The organism is Amycolatopsis sp. 2-15 (assembly GCF_030285625.1).
Lineage (GTDB): Bacteria > Actinomycetota > Actinomycetes > Mycobacteriales > Pseudonocardiaceae > Amycolatopsis > Amycolatopsis carbonis.
The window spans coordinates 7153906-7169342 of record NZ_CP127294.1 but is presented as its reverse complement, the minus strand read 5'-3'; the positions used below and the strand labels follow the sequence as shown (position 1 = coordinate 7169342).

At 67.9% G+C, this 15437-nt stretch carries 16 protein-coding genes and 5 pseudogenes; 7 read left to right on the top strand and 14 right to left on the bottom strand.

What is annotated here, in order from left to right:
- Positions 1 to 59 precede the first annotated feature (59 nt).
- Entirely contained in the window at positions 60 to 746 is a 687-nt protein-coding gene (locus QRX50_RS35505) for a MarR family winged helix-turn-helix transcriptional regulator (RefSeq protein ID WP_285967467.1), read from the top strand.
- Positions 747 to 779: 33 nt separating this feature from the next.
- On the opposite strand, the gene QRX50_RS35500 is transcribed toward QRX50_RS35505, so the two are convergent.
- Positions 780 to 1064, bottom strand: a complete 285-nt coding sequence (locus QRX50_RS35500; protein WP_285967466.1) for a hypothetical protein — start codon at positions 1062 to 1064, stop codon at positions 780 to 782.
- Between QRX50_RS35500 and QRX50_RS50500 the strand changes: the two genes are divergently transcribed.
- Positions 1014 to 1130 (top strand): helix-turn-helix domain-containing protein, encoded by a 117-nt coding sequence (locus QRX50_RS50500; RefSeq protein ID WP_434533373.1) that lies wholly within the window; start codon positions 1014 to 1016, stop codon positions 1128 to 1130. The genes QRX50_RS35500 and QRX50_RS50500 overlap by 51 nt on opposite strands.
- Positions 1131 to 1240: 110 nt before the next feature.
- Here QRX50_RS50500 and QRX50_RS35495 read toward each other — a convergent pair whose 3' ends face one another.
- Positions 1241 to 1633 (bottom strand): hypothetical protein, encoded by a 393-nt coding sequence (locus QRX50_RS35495; protein WP_285967465.1) that lies wholly within the window; start codon positions 1631 to 1633, stop codon positions 1241 to 1243.
- A 289-nt stretch (positions 1634 to 1922) separates the two neighbouring features.
- Positions 1923 to 2228 carry a cell division protein SepF gene (sepF, locus tag QRX50_RS35490; protein ID WP_285967464.1) on the bottom strand — a complete coding sequence of 102 codons (306 nt, stop codon included), beginning with the start codon at positions 2226 to 2228 and terminating at the stop codon, positions 1923 to 1925.
- A 135-nt stretch (positions 2229 to 2363) separates the two neighbouring features.
- On the opposite strand from sepF, the pseudogene QRX50_RS35480 reads away from it, so the two are divergent.
- Positions 2364 to 5104 (top strand): annotated as a pseudogene (locus tag QRX50_RS35480) (Tn3 family transposase); the annotation flags it as partial.
- Here QRX50_RS35480 and QRX50_RS50495 read toward each other — a convergent pair.
- Positions 5099 to 5653, bottom strand: a complete 555-nt coding sequence (locus QRX50_RS50495; RefSeq protein WP_285973609.1) for an IS5 family transposase — start codon at positions 5651 to 5653, stop codon at positions 5099 to 5101. The pseudogene QRX50_RS35480 and the gene QRX50_RS50495 sit on opposite strands and share 6 nt — an antisense overlap.
- Positions 5601 to 6008: a transposase gene (locus tag QRX50_RS50490; protein WP_434533174.1), complete on the bottom strand. Its 408-nt coding sequence runs from the start codon at positions 6006 to 6008 to the stop codon at positions 5601 to 5603. The genes QRX50_RS50495 and QRX50_RS50490 overlap by 53 nt, the downstream gene beginning before the upstream one ends.
- Before the next feature lie 20 nt (positions 6009 to 6028).
- On the opposite strand from QRX50_RS50490, the pseudogene QRX50_RS35470 reads away from it, so the two are divergent.
- Positions 6029 to 6310 (top strand): annotated as a pseudogene (locus tag QRX50_RS35470) (Tn3 family transposase); the annotation flags it as partial.
- A gap of 31 nt (positions 6311 to 6341) precedes the next feature.
- On the opposite strand, the gene pip reads toward QRX50_RS35470, so the two are convergent.
- Positions 6342 to 7310, bottom strand: a complete 969-nt coding sequence (gene pip, locus QRX50_RS35465) for a prolyl aminopeptidase (RefSeq protein ID WP_285967461.1) — start codon at positions 7308 to 7310, stop codon at positions 6342 to 6344.
- A 77-nt stretch (positions 7311 to 7387) separates the two neighbouring features.
- Between pip and QRX50_RS35460 the strand changes: the two genes are divergently transcribed.
- Positions 7388 to 7783, top strand: coding sequence for a recombinase family protein (locus tag QRX50_RS35460; protein WP_353074028.1), 396 nt, complete (start codon positions 7388 to 7390; stop codon positions 7781 to 7783).
- Between the two features lie 53 nt (positions 7784 to 7836).
- On the opposite strand, the gene QRX50_RS35455 is transcribed toward QRX50_RS35460, so the two are convergent.
- Together QRX50_RS35455 and QRX50_RS35450 are read right to left on the bottom strand one after the other, a co-directional pair.
- Entirely contained in the window at positions 7837 to 8025 is a 189-nt protein-coding gene (locus tag QRX50_RS35455; protein ID WP_285967460.1) for a hypothetical protein, read from the bottom strand.
- Positions 8026 to 8960: 935 nt separating this feature from the next.
- On the bottom strand, positions 8961 to 9656 hold the full coding sequence (locus QRX50_RS35450; protein WP_285967459.1) for a GAF and ANTAR domain-containing protein: 696 nt from the start codon (positions 9654 to 9656) through the stop codon (positions 8961 to 8963).
- Positions 9657 to 10052: 396 nt separating this feature from the next.
- Here QRX50_RS35450 and QRX50_RS35445 point away from each other — a divergent pair, with 396 nt between their 5' ends.
- Complete coding sequence (locus QRX50_RS35445; protein ID WP_285967458.1) at positions 10053 to 10259, top strand: hypothetical protein; 207 nt, start codon at positions 10053 to 10055, stop codon at positions 10257 to 10259.
- Positions 10260 to 10554: 295 nt separating this feature from the next.
- Here QRX50_RS35445 and QRX50_RS35440 read toward each other — a convergent pair whose 3' ends face one another.
- The 6 genes and pseudogenes from QRX50_RS35440 to QRX50_RS35415 all read right to left on the bottom strand — a co-directional run bounded on the left by QRX50_RS35440 (position 10555) and on the right by QRX50_RS35415 (position 14693).
- Entirely contained in the window at positions 10555 to 10899 is a 345-nt protein-coding gene (locus QRX50_RS35440) for a hypothetical protein (protein ID WP_285967457.1), read from the bottom strand.
- 324 nt (positions 10900 to 11223) lie between these two features.
- Positions 11224 to 11931 carry a dimethylsulfonioproprionate lyase family protein gene (locus tag QRX50_RS35435; protein ID WP_285967456.1) on the bottom strand — a complete coding sequence of 236 codons (708 nt, stop codon included), beginning with the start codon at positions 11929 to 11931 and terminating at the stop codon, positions 11224 to 11226.
- A gap of 161 nt (positions 11932 to 12092) precedes the next feature.
- Positions 12093 to 12616: pseudogene (locus tag QRX50_RS35430) on the bottom strand (GNAT family N-acetyltransferase).
- Positions 12617 to 12635: 19 nt separating this feature from the next.
- Positions 12636 to 12851 (bottom strand): annotated as a pseudogene (locus QRX50_RS35425) (PHP domain-containing protein); the annotation flags it as partial.
- A gap of 30 nt (positions 12852 to 12881) precedes the next feature.
- Positions 12882 to 13838, bottom strand: a complete 957-nt coding sequence (gene ligD, locus QRX50_RS35420) for a non-homologous end-joining DNA ligase LigD (protein ID WP_285967454.1) — start codon at positions 13836 to 13838, stop codon at positions 12882 to 12884.
- A gap of 12 nt (positions 13839 to 13850) precedes the next feature.
- Positions 13851 to 14693 carry a phosphotransferase family protein gene (locus QRX50_RS35415; protein WP_285967453.1) on the bottom strand — a complete coding sequence of 281 codons (843 nt, stop codon included), beginning with the start codon at positions 14691 to 14693 and terminating at the stop codon, positions 13851 to 13853.
- A gap of 308 nt (positions 14694 to 15001) precedes the next feature.
- Between QRX50_RS35415 and QRX50_RS49980 the strand changes: the two are divergent.
- Positions 15002 to 15361 (top strand): annotated as a pseudogene (locus tag QRX50_RS49980) (FAD-dependent oxidoreductase); the annotation flags it as partial.
- Between the last annotated feature and the right edge of the window lie 76 nt (positions 15362 to 15437).

The window sequence follows — 15437 nt, the reverse complement described above, 5'->3', positions numbered from 1 at the left end:
TAAAGTTACAACTGGAACAGTTTTACTTGCAATCATACAAGTGGTAGTAAACTTGTGTCGTGGCCACCAAGCGCGAGACCCGAGTCCAAGCCGACCGCCTGCTGTGCGGGCTGGTCAACGGCCTGGCCAATAACATCGAAGCCCACGTTCGGGTCCGGGCGGCCACTCTCGGCCTGACCGCCTCACAAGGCACCGCGCTTGCCGAGCTGACCCGCCCGCTGACCCTACGCGAACTCGCCGAACGGATGAGCTGCGAGCCCTCCAACGTCACCTTCGTCGCTGATCGCCTCGAAGAGCAGGGCTACCTCGAACGCCATCCCCACCCCGACGACCGCCGCGCCAAGCAGCTCGTCCTGACCCCCAAAGGCACCGAACTCCGCGGACGCCTCCTCGACCTGCTCTCCGAGGGCTCCCCCCGACCCCCCTGTCCGCCGAAGAGAAGGACGTCCTGCAGCAGCTCCTCACCCGCGCCCTCATCCGCTGACCCGCCCCAACGGGCGTTCACGGAGGCGTCTGCACCGGTCGCGAACCTGCACTCACCGACGAGCCGGTGCACCAGCGTTCCACAGCACCAATTCGCGTTCGGCGATCGGCCGGCGCAGCTGGTACCAGGCGTCCGGCCATGTCCCCAGCGCTCGGGATCGTCCGCGCCGGCGGGCAGGCGGCTGACGCGCATCCCCGTGTGCTCGTTGACGCCGAACGGCTCGGTCAGGGTCTCCTTGAAGTGGGTGACCGCGTCGGCGTAGCGCGCGCGATGGCACGCGATGCCCGTGCCGCCGCTACGACGTGACCGAGGTGGTTGAACACGGGGGCAGCGACGGCGCGTGCGGACGGTTGGGATTCTCCGCGAGGTTGTACCCGCAGCCTTCATCACGGATGCGTCCCAGTTCCTCCATCAGGTCGTCGGCACTGGTCAGGGTGGAAGCTTGAGCTTGGGGGGCGCGGGTCGCGTCGGTGAAGGGCGCCGAGCCACCACTGCCGATCTCCTGTGATACGACTTCGACAAGCGCCGCATCATCCTCGCTCGGCACGCCGACGGCGAGTCCATCCGCACCATCGCCCACGCCACCAAGGTGTCCATCGGCACCGTCCACACCGTCATCGCCGAGCAGCGCACCGCCAACGGCTGATCACCGCTGGTCAGCCATATCCGCCCGACTTTCGGCGAGTTACTAGGCGGGCTCCGAGCCGCGGTGGCGTTCGAGAGGGCCAACTGAAGCGTTGAGTCACATCTCTATGGTTATCGGAATGCTGGCCACTGCACGGTGATCAGGCCAGTGACGAAGATCCCGTGCTCGCTGGTCTGGGTGGCGAAGTCCAGTTCGACCCGGGTCGTGGTCTGTCGGAGCCGGTGGGTTTCTCGGAAGCCGTAGCGCAGGTCTCGTAGCCACGCCGTCGTGATCTCCTCTGCCACGAGGGTGGGTGTGGCGTCGCGGTGCGCGGTGCAGGCGGCGATGAGGAGCTGATTGGGGTCGGCGGTCTTGGTGATGGTGCCGTCAGCCAGCGATGAGCAGGTGTAGATCAGGTAGTAGTCGAAGTCCAGTGTCATACCGTCGAGGTTGTCGCCCGCACTGGCTAACGCTGAGGACATGATCAAGGTTTTGACGTCCTCGAATAGTTCCACAGCGCTCATCTACGGAGTATGTCGTGATCACCGGCTGCCGTGAGGGGCTGGTTGGGACGATATGAGGCGGTGCGGGCGGTCTTGTTCTGATCCGGCGTCGGAGCACGGAGCTCGTGCTCGGCCAGGCGCACAACCGGCCCGGCGGGGCACGAGGTGCTCCTTGCCAAGTGCGCGCCAGCGCGCCTGCAGCTGCATCAGCATGCCTGTGATGGTTTGCCGGGCTTCTTGCTCTCGCGCCAGGCAAGGGTGGCCGGTGGCGCACTGGCTGCGGCCTGCTGTCCCACCGTGGCCGGAGTCATCAGCTGGCGGACCTCGCCACGGGCGTTGGAGGTGAGGGTGCGGCGGCGTGAGCGAGGAGATAGACCTTGCTGGCTACCCGGCTCATCTGTCCGCCCGCCTGGAAACCGAGTCCAGCGCTGAAGTCCACGAATCGCACCGCGATGCGGTCGGATAGCTGGGTGAGGTCGATCAATACGGCCTCGCCCTTGCGGTAGGCCTCGCCGATTGCGCGGGCGTCGCCGAAGCTCAGCGGCGTGAACCGGTGCTGAGGAACATCGAGAGCGGCGTCGTGGTCGCCGTTCCGTTCCGGTTCGACAGCGGTCACCGCGGTGGCTTGCCGGGCGGCTGCTTCGAACGTGGGGTCGCCGTAGTACTCGCCGAAAATCGGGCGGATATCGCTGAGTAGGCTCCTGACCAGGGAATCTGGGGTACTGGTGGGAGGTCGCGTTTGGCGACGCAGGTGTTCGCGGACGAGGAGCTGGAGCGTCTGCGGGGGTTCCCAGAGATCGGCCGGGACGAGTTGTTCCGGTTCTTCACCCTGACGCCGGCGGACGTGGCGTTCGTCGATCCCGGCCGCGGGCGTGGCCCGGCGGACCGGCTTGGCCTGTCGGTGGCGCTGCGTACGTTGCCGTGGCTGGGTTTCGTGCCGGACAAGGTGTCGGCGGCACCGCCGGTGGCTGTGGCCAGGCTGGCCGATCAGCTCGACATCGATCCGGACGCTCTGCGGTCCTACGGCCGGCGCGCGAAGACCCGGACCGAGCATCTGCGGCTCGTCGCTGCGTATCTGAGCTGGCGACTGCCGACAACGTTGGAGCTCAAGGAGCTGGACGAGTTCCTGCTGGCGCGGGCGCTGGAACACGACTCGCCGACGTTGCTGTTCCGGCTGGCGTGCGAGTACCTGATCTCGGCACGGGTGATCCGGCCGGGCCCGGTGACGTGGTCGAGCGGGTCGCGCACGCCCGTGCCGCGGCGCGGCGGGAGACGTTCGACCGGCTGGCACACGAGTTCACCGAGACGCGGTGCGCCGCGCTGGACGGGCTGCTGGTCACCGACCCGGAGGTGCGCACGACGCGGTTGCGGTGGCTGGCCACCGGGCCGGTCGAGGCCTCGCCCGCGGCGGTGAAGGCCGAGGTCGCGAAGCTGGAGTTCCTGCGCGCGCTGGGCGCGGACAGCCTGGACTTGTCGGTGCTGCCCGCGGAGCGGCGCCGTTTCCTGGCCACGGTCGGGCGCCGGCTGACCGCGCAAGCGCGGGAACGGCGCGATCCGCAGCGCCGCTACCCGATCCTGCTGACGCTGCTGGCCCAGTCGGCGACCGACGTGCTCGACGAGGTTGTGCAGCTGTTCGACCAGGCCATCTCGGCGCGGGAGAGCAAGGCTGAACGCAAGATGCGCGACGCGTTGGCCGAACGCGGTAAGGCTGGCGAGGACCGGCAGGCGCTGCTGGACGACCTTCTGACCATCCTCACCGACACCGGAATCCCAGACGACCAGATCGGCGGGCTGATCCGGGGCGAGCGGATCGGGTGGCCACGCCTGCGGTCGGCGGTCGCGCAGGCCGCGCCGCGGCTGCCGCGTGATCACGGGCATCTTGCCGCGCTCGACGGCTCCTACGGGTATTTGCGGCAGTTCACTCCACAGGTGCTGGACACCGTGCGGTTCGGCGGCGGCACCGTCGCGACGGACCTGCTTGCGGCAGTGGAGATTCTGCGCGAGCTCAACGCCACCGGCGCCCGACGGGTTCCGGACGACGCACCCACCGGCTTCGTGCCGACACGGTGGCGCGGCTACCTGGACACCGCGGCGAAGTCCGGCAACACCAGTGCTTACCGGCACTACTGGGAGCTGTGCACGCTGCTGGCGTTGCGCGACGGCCTGCACACGGGGGACGTGTTCGTGCCGGGCTCGCGCCGCTACTCCGACCCGGCCGCCTACCTGCTCACCCCGAACAAGTGGGCCGACCAGCGAGCGGAGTTCTGCCGGCTGGTCGGCAAACCCACCGACCCGGCGCGGGCGCTGGCCGACGCGACCGACGAACTGGGCGCGGCACTCGGCGAACTGGAGGAAGTCTTGGCCGCCGGGGACGGCCCGGTGCGCCTGGACGACGACGGCGACCTAGTGATCTCCCCGCTGACCGCCGAGGACGTTCCGGCCGAGGCGACCGCGTTGAAGGCGGAGCTGACCGAGATGCTGCCGTTCGCGCCGATCGTGTCGCTGCTGATCGAGCTGGACAAACGCACCGGCTACCTGGACTGCTTCACCCACGCCGGTGCCAAGCAGACCCGCACCCCGGAGCTGAAGCGGAACCTGATCGCGGTGGTGATCAGTAACTCCACCAACCTCGGCCTGACCCGGATGGCCGACGCTTGCGGCATCTCCTACGACGTGCTCGCCTGGACCGCCGAGTGGTACGTGCGGGAGGAGACGCTGCGCGCGGCGAACCTCGCGATCATCGACTACCACGGCAAACTGCCGCTGACCCCGGTGTTCGGTACCGGCACCCTGTCCTCATCGGATGGTCAGCGGTTCCCCACCCGCGGCAAGTCGGTCACGGCCAGGGCATTGAGCAGGTACTTCGCGAACGAGGGACTGTCTACGTACACGCACGTGACCGACCAGCACACCACCTACGGCACGAAGATCATCGTCGCCACGAAACGCGAGGCCCACTACGTCCTCGACGAGATCCTGGGCAACGCGACCGACATTCCCATCGCTGAGCACGCGACGGACACTCACGGTGTCACGCTGGTCAACTTTGGCCTGTTCGACCTGCTCGGGTTGCAGCTGTCCCCGCGGATCCGGGACCTGGGCAAGATCACCCTCTACCGCACCGGGTCGCGGGCGCAGGTCCAAGCCGAGTTCCCACACACCGGGCCGCTGCTGACCCGCAAGCTCAACACCGACCTGATCGCCGAGCACTACGACGACCTGCTCCGGCTCGCCGGGTCGCTGAAGTTCGGGCACGCCACCGCCTCCCTGCTGGTCGGCAAGCTGTCCGCGTCCGGCCGGCAGAACGCGCTGGCGGCGGCGCTGAAGGAGTACGGGGCGCTGCGGCGCACCATCTACGCCGCCCGCTACCTCGCCGACCCGACCTACCGGCGCAAGATCTCCCGGCAGCTGAACAAGGGCGAGTCCCTGCACGCCTTGAAACGAGACCTGCTCTACGCCCACGAGGGCACCGTCCGGGCACGACACCTAGAGCACGTCTGACAAAGCCTTGGTCCAGGTGATCACGGCGTGGAGGAGTACGGCGGAGCGGTAGACGATGGCCAGCTTGTCGAAGCGGGTGGCCAAGCCACGCCATTGTTTGAGCAGGTTGAAGCCGCGCTCGACGACGTTGCGGCCGCGGTAGTCGAGGACATCGAACGCTGGTGGGCGGCCGCCGCGTGAACCCCGGCGTGTGCGGTGCCCGACCTGATCGGCAGGTTCGGGGATGACGGCGGTGATGCCGCGGGTGCGCAAGTGCCCGCGGATCGCTCGCGAGGAGTAGGCCTTGTCGCCCCGGACCCGGTCGGGACGAGTACGTGCCCGACCACGCCCAGCCCGACGGATCCGCAGGTGCCGCATCAGGTGCGGAAACATCGGTGCGTCGCCGGCCTGACCGGGACCGACCAACGTCACCAGTGGTCGGCCGTTCCCGTCGACGAGGTGGTGGACCTTCGTGCTCCAGCCGCCGCGCGAGCGGCCGATCGCATGATCAGGCGGCTCGGCGAGCAGATCCGTGTAGTTCGACCCAGCCCCCTGTGACACGCCTGATGTTGGTGGCGTGCTGATGCGCCCGCGCGATCGTGGAATCCACCGACACCGCCCAATCCACCATCCCGGCCGCATCCGCAGCGGTCAGCAGCCGCTGCAACACGGTGTCCCACGTGCCGTCACCGGCCATGCGACGGTGCCAGGTCCAGATCGTCTGCCACGGACCGAACACCGCCGGCACATCCCGCCACGCGATCCCGCACCGATACCGGTAGATGATCCCTTCCACCATCGCCCGCGCGTCCGAAAACGGACGACCCCGCTTACCGGTACGCACCGGCAACAGATCCTCGATCAACACCCACTGCTCATCCGACAGCAACTCAAACCGCGACACGACCGACAGCATCCCAGCCGCCACACACGACGTTTGTCAGACACGCCCTAGAGGCCCAGACCGAGCAAGCGTGGTGCTTGACGCTGGTCACCAACGCAGTCGTCGCGTGGACGACGGAGTACTACGGCCTTGCCGTGGAGTCGATGCGCACCGCGGGACGGCGCATCGACGACGAAGTCCTGGCCCACATCTCCGCGGCCCACAGCGAGAACATCAACTTCTTCGGCTCCATCGACGTCGACATCGAAGGCGAGCTCGCCCAGCTCGGCCCGACCGGCTACCGGCCGCTACGTGTGCGCGACACCTTGTTTTGACCTGACGGCGCGAGCAGGAACGCGGCACTCGTCAACGTGACTCGATACGATCGGCGTGGCGGTCATTGGCCGAGCGCCATGCCTTCACCATGAGCTCGCCGCCGTGGCCTTCGCTCTCTTCGATGATCAGCTCGCTGCCGGGCCAGGCACGGTGCAGCAACCAGGGGATGACCGCCGGGCCGCTGACGTCGCGCCGACCGTGGATGAGGGTGGCTGGGATGCCACGCAGGCGATCCATTCGCTGCAGAATCGGCGGATTCAGGAACGCGTCGTTGGCCCAGTAGTGCGTGACGAGCGTGGCGAAAACACGGAGATCATCGCTCCAGCCGGTGCGTGGCTGGACATGGCCAGAGCCGATCGAGATGTGGTGATCTTCCCAGTCCATCCACGCTCGGGACGTCGCGTCACGAACCTCAGGGTCGGCGTCGGTCATCAAACGGGCGTATGCCTCGACGAGACGGCCCTCGTGTCGGCGATAACCGATGCCCGCCTGCTCGGCATGCGTCGCCAGCCGGTCCCACGCTTCGGGGTAAACAGCCCCGACTGTCTCGGTGATCCAGTCCACCTGAAACCGGTCGGTCGTGGTGACTGCAATGAGAACAAGGCCCAGCACCCTTTCCGGATGATCCTGGGCGTAGGCAAGGGTGAGCGTAGAACCCCACGACACACCGTTGAGCAGCCACTCGCCGACGTGAAGATGCTCCCTGACCCGTTCGATGTCAGCAACAAGATCGGACGTGGTGTTGTCTTCCAGCCGGTAGCCGGCCGTCGTCACAAGCGGCCTTGAACGTCCGCAGCCTCGCTGGTCCAGACCGATGATGCGGAACCGCTCCGGATCGAGTTTGTTCCGGTATTTGCCGGTGCCGAGCCCCCCACCCGGGCCTCCGTGCAAGTACAGAGCAGGGATCCCGTCAGGGTTCCCCGACTCCTCCCAGTAGATCTCATGCCCGCCACCAACCGGAAGAAGTCCGGAGGACCGCACCTTCACGTCATCGATCACGAGCGACGACACTAGCCGAAACGACCGGCGCCCGTCCGGCGCTGACCGCGGCGATCGACTACATGCGGACCGGGGACATGCTCACTGTCCAGGAGGTCGACCGGCTCGGCCGCAACCTCATCGAGGGCCTGCTCGTGCTCAACGACCTGTTCTCCCGCGGCATCGCCGTCAAGGTCCTCGAGGGCATCGCCGCCGGCGAGCACACCGAGCGCAACCTCATCCTGGACATGGCACTGGCGTTGGCCGAGGACCGCCGCCGCGACATCGTCCGCAAAACCCGCAACGGCCTCGACTCCGCCCGCGCCCGCGGCCGCACTGGCGGCCGACCAGGCGTCGTCGACGCCGACAAACGCCGCATCGTCCTCGCCCGCCACGCCGACGGCGAGTCCATCCGCACTATCGCCCGCGCCACCAAGCTGTCCATCGGCACAGCCCACAGTGTCATCGCTGAGCAGCGCGCTACCAGCGGCTGATCACCGCTGGTCAGGCATATCCGCCAGATTTTCGGCAAGTTCTACGGCGACCCCTACGGTACCCGCGCGCCGCGGGCCTCGACATCCGCGCGCGGCCGCAGGCCCTGGGGCGGCTGGTAGCCCTCCCGCTTGTGCGAGCGCGGCGCCTCCTCGTCACCGACCGGCAGTGCGGGCGGGACTCCCCGGCCGGACGCGATCCGCTCCAGCTCCGACCAGGGCATCGGGGGGTTGTTGAAGGCCATCGACCGCTCCCACTACGTCTTCGCCGTGGGGAGCCGGCAACTAGGTTCTGTCTCGAACGCGTGTTCGTATGCTCTGCCTGACGAGCGCTGATCGCAACATGCCCATCGTCACTGTGACCGTGATTTTTATCTGTCACTTGTGAGCGGTATCTGTCACCAGCTCAGGATTCGCTCGGCCGGCCGCCGCGTAGCCGCGTGGTCGCGGGTTGGCCTCGTTGAGGCGCGGCTGCCTGGTACGGGTCGAGATCACCATGTGGCACCGCTGGGGGGGCGATGCGTGCGGTGGCGTTCCATCTGGTGGGGCGGCCGGACCGCTCGCTGCTGAACCGTCCGGCCACCGCTAGAGGACCTACCCAGCTGGTCCGGACCCTCAATCGTTCTACGCGGAGTTGTCGACCGAGCCTCGACGATCACCGCGGGATGTGTCAGGTCATGGTCACGATGGCGCCGAGCTCGGTGGCGTGGATGGTGGTGTTGTCGAAGAAGGTGCGGATGAGCGGTCAGCCGCATCCGTCAAACGGGCGGCGGGGTGCACAGCCACAGGCGCAGGGTCGGGAAGTACCGGTGTTGCGGCTGGTCAGCCGGGAATGCTGCGGGGGTGTTGACCGTAGGTGTTGCGTTCCCCGATCCGGCCGTCCTTGTTGCGGATGAAGTTTATCGCGGCCTTTGGTCTGGGCCGCCTTCTTTGTGTCGTGGATGTTCGCTGCCCGGCGGCTGCCCTCGACCTTGTTTTTCTACTGCGGGTTTTCGAAGTAGGTCTCGATGTCACCCTTCACGGCTGGTGCTCCTCTCCCCGGTCACCGGCGCACCGGTATCGAGCAGTACCCGCAGGCACCCGAGGGTGAACATCGACAACGCCGTGACCAGCCCCGACCACCGCAACGCCGCGAAGCCCCACCGGGACGGCCATGGCCCGGACCGGTGTACGCGCGGAGCTACAGCTCGCGGCGGTGGTCGACAAGCCAGGCGGCGACCTCGTGCAGTTTCATGTTGCTGGCCTGCGACGACTCGACGAGCATCCGGAACGCCTGGACGGCGTCGAGATCGTGGCGCTCCATGAGAATGCCCTTGGCCATGCCGATCACGCCACGGGAATCGATCGCGACGTGCAGCTGCGCTTCGGTCTGGGCTCCGACGAGCGCGATCGCGGCGTGGCTTGCGAACACGAGACCGTCCTGCTCAGTTCGTTCGCTGAACGCGTCGACCCGGGAGGAACAGAGGTACAGGGCACCGAGGGTGGTCTCGGTGACGAACAGCCGGTAGGCCAGCATCGACCGGATACCCGTCTGCGCGGCTTCGGGCGCGAAAGCCGGCCAGCGTCGCTCGTCGGACAGGTTGCCGGTGCGGAAGATTTCGTGCTGGGCGATCGCGTCGAGGCACGGGCCCTGGCCGGTGCGGCTCTGAATCTCGTCGACCGTGGCCACGAGCTCGGAGGTAGGGGCCACGGTGCGGATCCGGCCGTCCTGGACCAGGGAGATCCCGGCGTACTCGGCGCCGGCCACGTGATCCACCGCGGCCTTCACGATCGCCGCGAGGGTCGTCTCGACGTCCGGCTCGGCCTGCAGGGTGCGCGCGATCGCGCCGAGCACGCTGCTCAAGCTCGCGGACGCGAGGCTGTCGGAATAAACCACAGACGTCTCCTCCTACGCCGACGGTTGAGCGCTCACTGTATCTAGGTGCCCAACAGCTCGCCCCGTGTACCGCCGCGCTAGTCAACGCCCGCGCGGCCGGACGTCACGGGCCTCGGAGCTCCTGCGCGGGGCGATTCGGAACGCCGGCGCGGGGCGTTCGGTGACAAGAGTCGTTCACATCCGGTGACAACTTCGGCTCACAAACGGAGGGCCCCGCAGGTGTACGTTGCCCGACGGTGACAGACAGAACTCACAGTCACAGTCACGCTGCTCTGAACGGGTGGTGGACGCGGGTGGGCATCGTCGGAACGCGGGCATGCTGCGAATGCCACACCGCGGGAGGGGATGTCGAGCACCGGCAGCTGACGCGGCCCGGCCTACGGTCAGCGCAACGAGGTGAACGAGAGCAAGGGTGTGGCCGTGGCCGAGGAAGAGCAGCCGACGAAGAAGTGCTTCCAGTGCCGGAAGGCCGAACCCGGCACCGGTGGCGTGTTGTGCGTCGGCTGCCTGCACGACATCGCCACCGCGCCGCTGGCCTACGACGTCGCCTTCGCCAACGCCAAGAAGCTGTCCGGCCAGTACACGACCAGCCAGTACCGCTGAGCGATCGCGCCGCCGCCCTGATCGGCCCGAAGACGGTGAGCCGTGACACCGGCTCTGGATCTCCCGTAGCGCAGTCGCGCTGTTCAGCCGTTGCGCGTAGATCCGATACGCCTTGCGTTTCGCCGGGACGCACCGGCGGCGGCGAGCAGCGTCGGGTGGTGTGGTGAGCTGCAGGTTGTAGCCATGGCCGCGGCCGGTCGGCCCCCGCGTTGGCCTCTCGTCGGTCGAGTACTCGGTGCGCACACCACCCGGTCGCCCTCGCCGCCGATGCCGTTACCGGCGGGCGAGGCGGGCGCTAGGGCTTGACGAGGAAGATGCCGGTCACCGATCGACGCTGCCCGTTCGGTGCGAAGACCGCCACTCCGTGTCCGGTGTCGACCTCCAGGCGGTAGCCGTCGATCGTGCGCAGCACTTCGGAACCGTCGGGCCGCTGGTGCACAACGCCACTGGGCAGGCCTGTGGGATCGAGGTTGAGGAGCACGAAGGTCAACCCGGATTCGCAGGGCGCATTCCAGTAGACGATGCCGTCGGCGCCCAGGTGGTAGGGGATGACCGTGTCGAACTGGACGGTGCCCGGCTCGTCGACGTCGGAGGTGAGCAGCAGCATGCGCACCGTGCCGTCAGCTGTGGGAACGTTCATGCCTTCTGTCCCTCCGTCGGGTTGGTGCGAGCTGACTGTTCGCCCGCGCGCCCGCGGTGCCAGCCTGGGCCGCCGGTGATGGGGAGACGGAGCGGATCGTTCAACCCGTTGCACGGTCGAGGTCACCAGTCGCGCGAGTGCTGGTGGGCAGGAGCTGGGCGGGGCTCGCTGGGCGAGAAGCTCGAGCAGGCAGCTGATGCAGGGGACACCGAGCAGGGGTCAGAACGCCGCCGGCGACCGAGAAGAAGCTGGCGGCCGCCCGTTCTTGAGCTCGCGCTTGCGGGTGTCGTCGTACGCACTCGGTTGAGCGTTGATGAGGGGGTTTCAGTGGGGTGGGGTGATGAGGCGTGCGGGTGTGTGGAGGTCGCCGCGCCAGAGGTAGAGCGCGAGGAGGGGGACGGCGTCGGTGTGGATGGCGTGGGATTGGGTGGGGGTGTGGTGCAGGATCGTGCCGGGTTCGCGTGCTTTGTAGGGGGATTGGTCGGTGGACCAGCGGGCCGTGGTGAGCGGTAGGTAGACCTCGTCGGCGGGGTGCCAGTGAGGTGGGTAGTGCAGGTGGGGGCCGAGCAGCAGGACGCCGAGTGTGACCAGGCCGGCGGGGTCGATGGCTACGGGTAGCGCGGTGGCGGGGCCGAGCAGGGTGCAGTGTGCGTAGCCGCGCAGGAAGCGTTCGTTGGGTGGATTTCTGACGTATGTGTTGGTCTGCGTCCATCGCGCGGACGTCAGCGCCTGCGCCAGTCCGGTCGCGTCGTCCGTCCGCGCGATGCGGAGGGCTTTCGGCAGGTGGCGTAGGGCAGGCAGGGCGGCGCTCGGCGCCGCAGGCGCGTCCGGCGCGGTCGGGTGGGTGCTGCGCAGGTCGGCCGCGTGCTCGGGCAGGCCCTCGCTCGCCAGCCGCCGGGCCAGGTCGGTGACGAGCGCGGTCACTGCGGCAGTCGCCGGTGTGGAGTTTCCTGCGGTCACCGAGGTCATCTCCCTGCGGTCGGTGCGGCGATCCGGCTTGATCGCCGCTGGTGGCACGTTCTGCTCGCCCATACTCCCGGACGTGCGGGTGGGGTGGGCTCGGACGTCAATCGGCGGACTGGTTTCGCGACTCTATTCGTGCCGGACAAGGCTGGCTGTGGGACACCGTCGAGCACGCTGCCGCTCGCGTAGTCCGGAAAACCCGGTTTGTCACCCATGGGCTGCTCCCATGATCAACCGGGTGCGCTTGCGCCAGCGGCCCGGCGGCTGACGAGCACCCGGGTGGCGTGCCCGTCATCCCGCAAGATGTCCTTGACGTGCTGGAAGCCGTTTTTGTCCAGCAGCCGGAGCGATACCTGGTTGTCTTCGTGCACTGTGGCGTACACCTCGGCAAACCCCAGCGTGTGGAAACCGTACGCGACGATTGCCTGCGCCAACTCGGTGCCGATCCTCGCCCCCACGCTTGCCTGGCCAGCACGTAAATCAATTCGTGGCCGTCGATGTCCTTGCTGGGCTTGATTTCGGCGTGTCCGATGTGGTGCCCGTCGGCACGCACCGCCCACACGTCGAACCGATTCTCCGCGTATACCAAGGAGAATACTCTTCCGAACAGCGCTCGACTGCCGGATTCGGACGTCGGCCCACCCCCGACCCAACGGATCACCGCCTCATCGGTGAACAGGGCTACGAAGGTCTCCTCGTCGGATCGCTGGTACGGCTCCAACAACAGGTGTTCAGTGCGGATGGTTGGGGTCACTGACGAAAGCTAATCGAACGGCCCACGTCAAAGTCCAGTTAATGCCGTCGTGATCGGATAGCAGCACCGCGTCCAGCCCGAGCCGCGCGGCTTCTTCGACGAGCTGTTCGGGGTGGCTGGCGCCGTCGAGGAAGCTGAAGTTGGAGTGGCAGTGCAGCTCCGCGTACGGCACCCGCGCGCCGCCGGCCTCGACATCCGCGCGCGAAGTGCCAGAAGTCCGAGCCTGGCCCCGGCGACGTGCTGTGCGCGGGGTGCCTGACGGAGATCACCGGCTTCGTGGTGCCCTGGGACGACGTGATCGCGAACTCGAAGCAGCCGTCCAGTCAGTACGCGATCCGGCGGTGAGTGCACGCCGTAGAGCGGTGGCACGCTGAGCGTCTGACAGGCGGGCCCGGTGACCCGGGGTCTGGGAACCCCCGAGCCCGCGACGCAGGACGATACGTGGGTGCGGTGCGCTGCGGATATCACCCAAAGGGATCTCCCGGATCGGACGCGTGTCGTGCAGGTCGGCGAGCAAGTCACCGAGCTCGTCGACGCGGTGCAGTACGTCGTCGGCGGTGAAGGTCAGCTCGGCCGGGGTGCGGCAGGCGCGGACCTCGTCCCAGGTGATCGGCGTGGACACGGTGGGGGTGGCGCGGCCGCGCAGCGAGTACGGGGCGATGGTGGTCTTCGAGACGTGGTTCTGGCTCCAGTCGATCAGCACGCGGCCCGTGCGCGGGTTCTTCGCCATCTTCGACACCACGAGCTCGGGCAGCTCGGCGGCGAGCTGCTCGGCGACCGCCTTCGCGTAGGCCGACGTGCGCTCAGGCTGCCGCGTGCGGACACCGCAGTACACCTGCAGACCCTTCGAACCGCTGGTCTTGGGCAGCGGGGTGAGCCCGTCGGCGGTCAGGACCTCCAGCAGCCGCTCGGCCACCCGGCAGCACTCGACCACCGTGGCACCCTCGCCGGGGTCGAGATCGAACACGAGCCGGTCCGGGGACCGGCGCTTCGGGCCGGGGCCGACCCTCCACTGGGGCACGTGCAGCTCGAGTGCGGCGAGATTGGCCGCCCACACCAGGCTCGGCAGTTCCTCGATCAACGGGTAGGTGATCGTGCCCGGGCCGCGGCCGCTGCGGGACCCGGAGCTGGGCAGCGTCACGGTCTGAACCCACTCGGGCGCACCGCGGGGGAGATTCTTCTCGAAGAACGCCTCGCCGGCGGCGCCGTCGGGGAAGCGCACGATTATCTGGACTTAAATGTGACTCGCGGAGGTGTTCGCCTCAAGCCAGGGGACGACCGCGGCAACGAAGCCGTCGGGGTTGGTCATGGGGCGGCCGTTCATAGTGGCGACAAGGTGGCCGACGCCGAACAGGGCGTCCCAAGTACGTGCGCGGCGGTAGGTCGCGGCGGGAACGGCGCGGCGGACGTTGTCCCAGCCGTGCCAAACCATCAGGGCGGCGTCGATAGCGGGGTCGGCGGGCATGGCCATGTCCCAGTCGAGGATGCCGAGTAGCTTTCCGTCCGCCGACCAGTGCACGTTGGACCCGCCGAGATCGCCATGCACCAACGCATCGGGCACGGGCTCCAGGGCGAGGGCGGCGTCGAGACGCCGCCGTCCCTCGGACTGCCAGCGGGCCGGCAGCCGGGGCAGGATCTCCTCGGCGATGACCGTCGACCACGACGGACCCAGCGCCCGGCCGTCCAGGGCCGAAAGCAGCGACTCACTGAGTGGCACGGAGCGCACAGCAGCCAACGCGTCGGCCACCTGCTGCGGATCGCCGACTCCCTTGGGCAAGGCGACACCGCCAATCCACGACACAGCAACAGCGGCCCGATCGCCGAACATGGTCACGGGCGTGAGCGGCGCGGGCACCTGGAACGGCAGGTCGGCGGAAGCCAGCTGTCGCAATACCTCCACCCGGCGGGGCATCGACGCGGCGGCCAGCGGCCGCTTGCTGACTCGGACGGCGGCGATGCCGGGGATCAGCAGCACATGGTGGATATTGCCGTCGATTGCGGTGAAGGCGTCGTCTAGCTGTACGCCAGGCAGCAGCGCGGAGGCGATCGCCAGCAAGTCCGGGGCAGCCTTGGGCATGTCCGAAACCTAGTGCATCGTTGACGCGGTATAGCACGTCCTCAGTATCAGGATGTGGCTGATCGCCGTCATGTGGAGAGCCAGGTTCGCAGGACGGGCATGCCTGGGCGGATTGGCCGTTCTGCGGGGTGCCGCCTGCGCACCCCATGTGGGATGCCCGCTGGCCGATGAGGTCGGCCACCGCAGTTGCTCGCTGACCTCACCCATGCGGGATGAGGTCAGGATCTCCCCCCCCCGCACCAGAGTTCAGACGTGGCGCACGCCGGGTTGCCTCGAAGCGTGCGTTGTGACTCGGCCCGGGTGCGGCGGTGCGGTGTGCGCCGTGCCGTCTGTCGCGTCCGGGGACAGACGATCGGAGGGTGATTACGGTGGCGGTGACCGAATCGAGTCCGGATGTGGTGATCGTTGGGGGCGGGTTCGCGGGGGTGACAGCTGCGCGTGAATTGACGATGCGGGGGCGGAGCGCGGTGCTGGTGGAAGCGCGTGATCGGTTGGGTGGGCGGACCTACACGGCCGACCACGACGGGCATGCGATGGAGCTGGGAGGCACCTGGGTGCATCCGTTGCAGCCGCACGTGTGGGCCGAGATCAGCCGTTACGGGGTGGAAACCGAGACCTTTCCTGTCCCGGAAGGGCTGCGGCAAGCAATCGTGTCCGGTGGCCGCATCGTGGACCTGTCCGATGACGACGTCGCCCGGGCGCTCGACGCGCTCGACCAGTTTTGTGCGCCGGGCACGACGCTGT

What these genes read in the sequence shown, in the direction of transcription:
- QRX50_RS35460 (WP_353074028.1), top strand. Translation starts at nt 7,388, where the DNA reads ATGCTCACTGTCCAGGAGGTCGACCGGCTCGGCCGCAACCTCATCGAG.
- QRX50_RS50490 (WP_434533174.1), bottom strand. Translation starts at nt 6,008, where the DNA reads ATGCTGTCGGTCGTGTCGCGGTTTGAGTTGCTGTCGGATGAGCAGTGG.
- QRX50_RS35455 (WP_285967460.1), bottom strand. Translation starts at nt 8,025, where the DNA reads ATGGCCTTCAACAACCCCCCGATGCCCTGGTCGGAGCTGGAGCGGATC.
- QRX50_RS35440 (WP_285967457.1), bottom strand. Translation starts at nt 10,899, where the DNA reads ATGAACGTTCCCACAGCTGACGGCACGGTGCGCATGCTGCTGCTCACC.
- QRX50_RS35415 (WP_285967453.1), bottom strand. Translation starts at nt 14,693, where the DNA reads ATGCCCAAGGCTGCCCCGGACTTGCTGGCGATCGCCTCCGCGCTGCTG.
- QRX50_RS35495 (WP_285967465.1), bottom strand. Translation starts at nt 1,633, where the DNA reads ATGAGCGCTGTGGAACTATTCGAGGACGTCAAAACCTTGATCATGTCC.
- QRX50_RS35435 (WP_285967456.1), bottom strand. Translation starts at nt 11,931, where the DNA reads ATGGGCGAGCAGAACGTGCCACCAGCGGCGATCAAGCCGGATCGCCGC.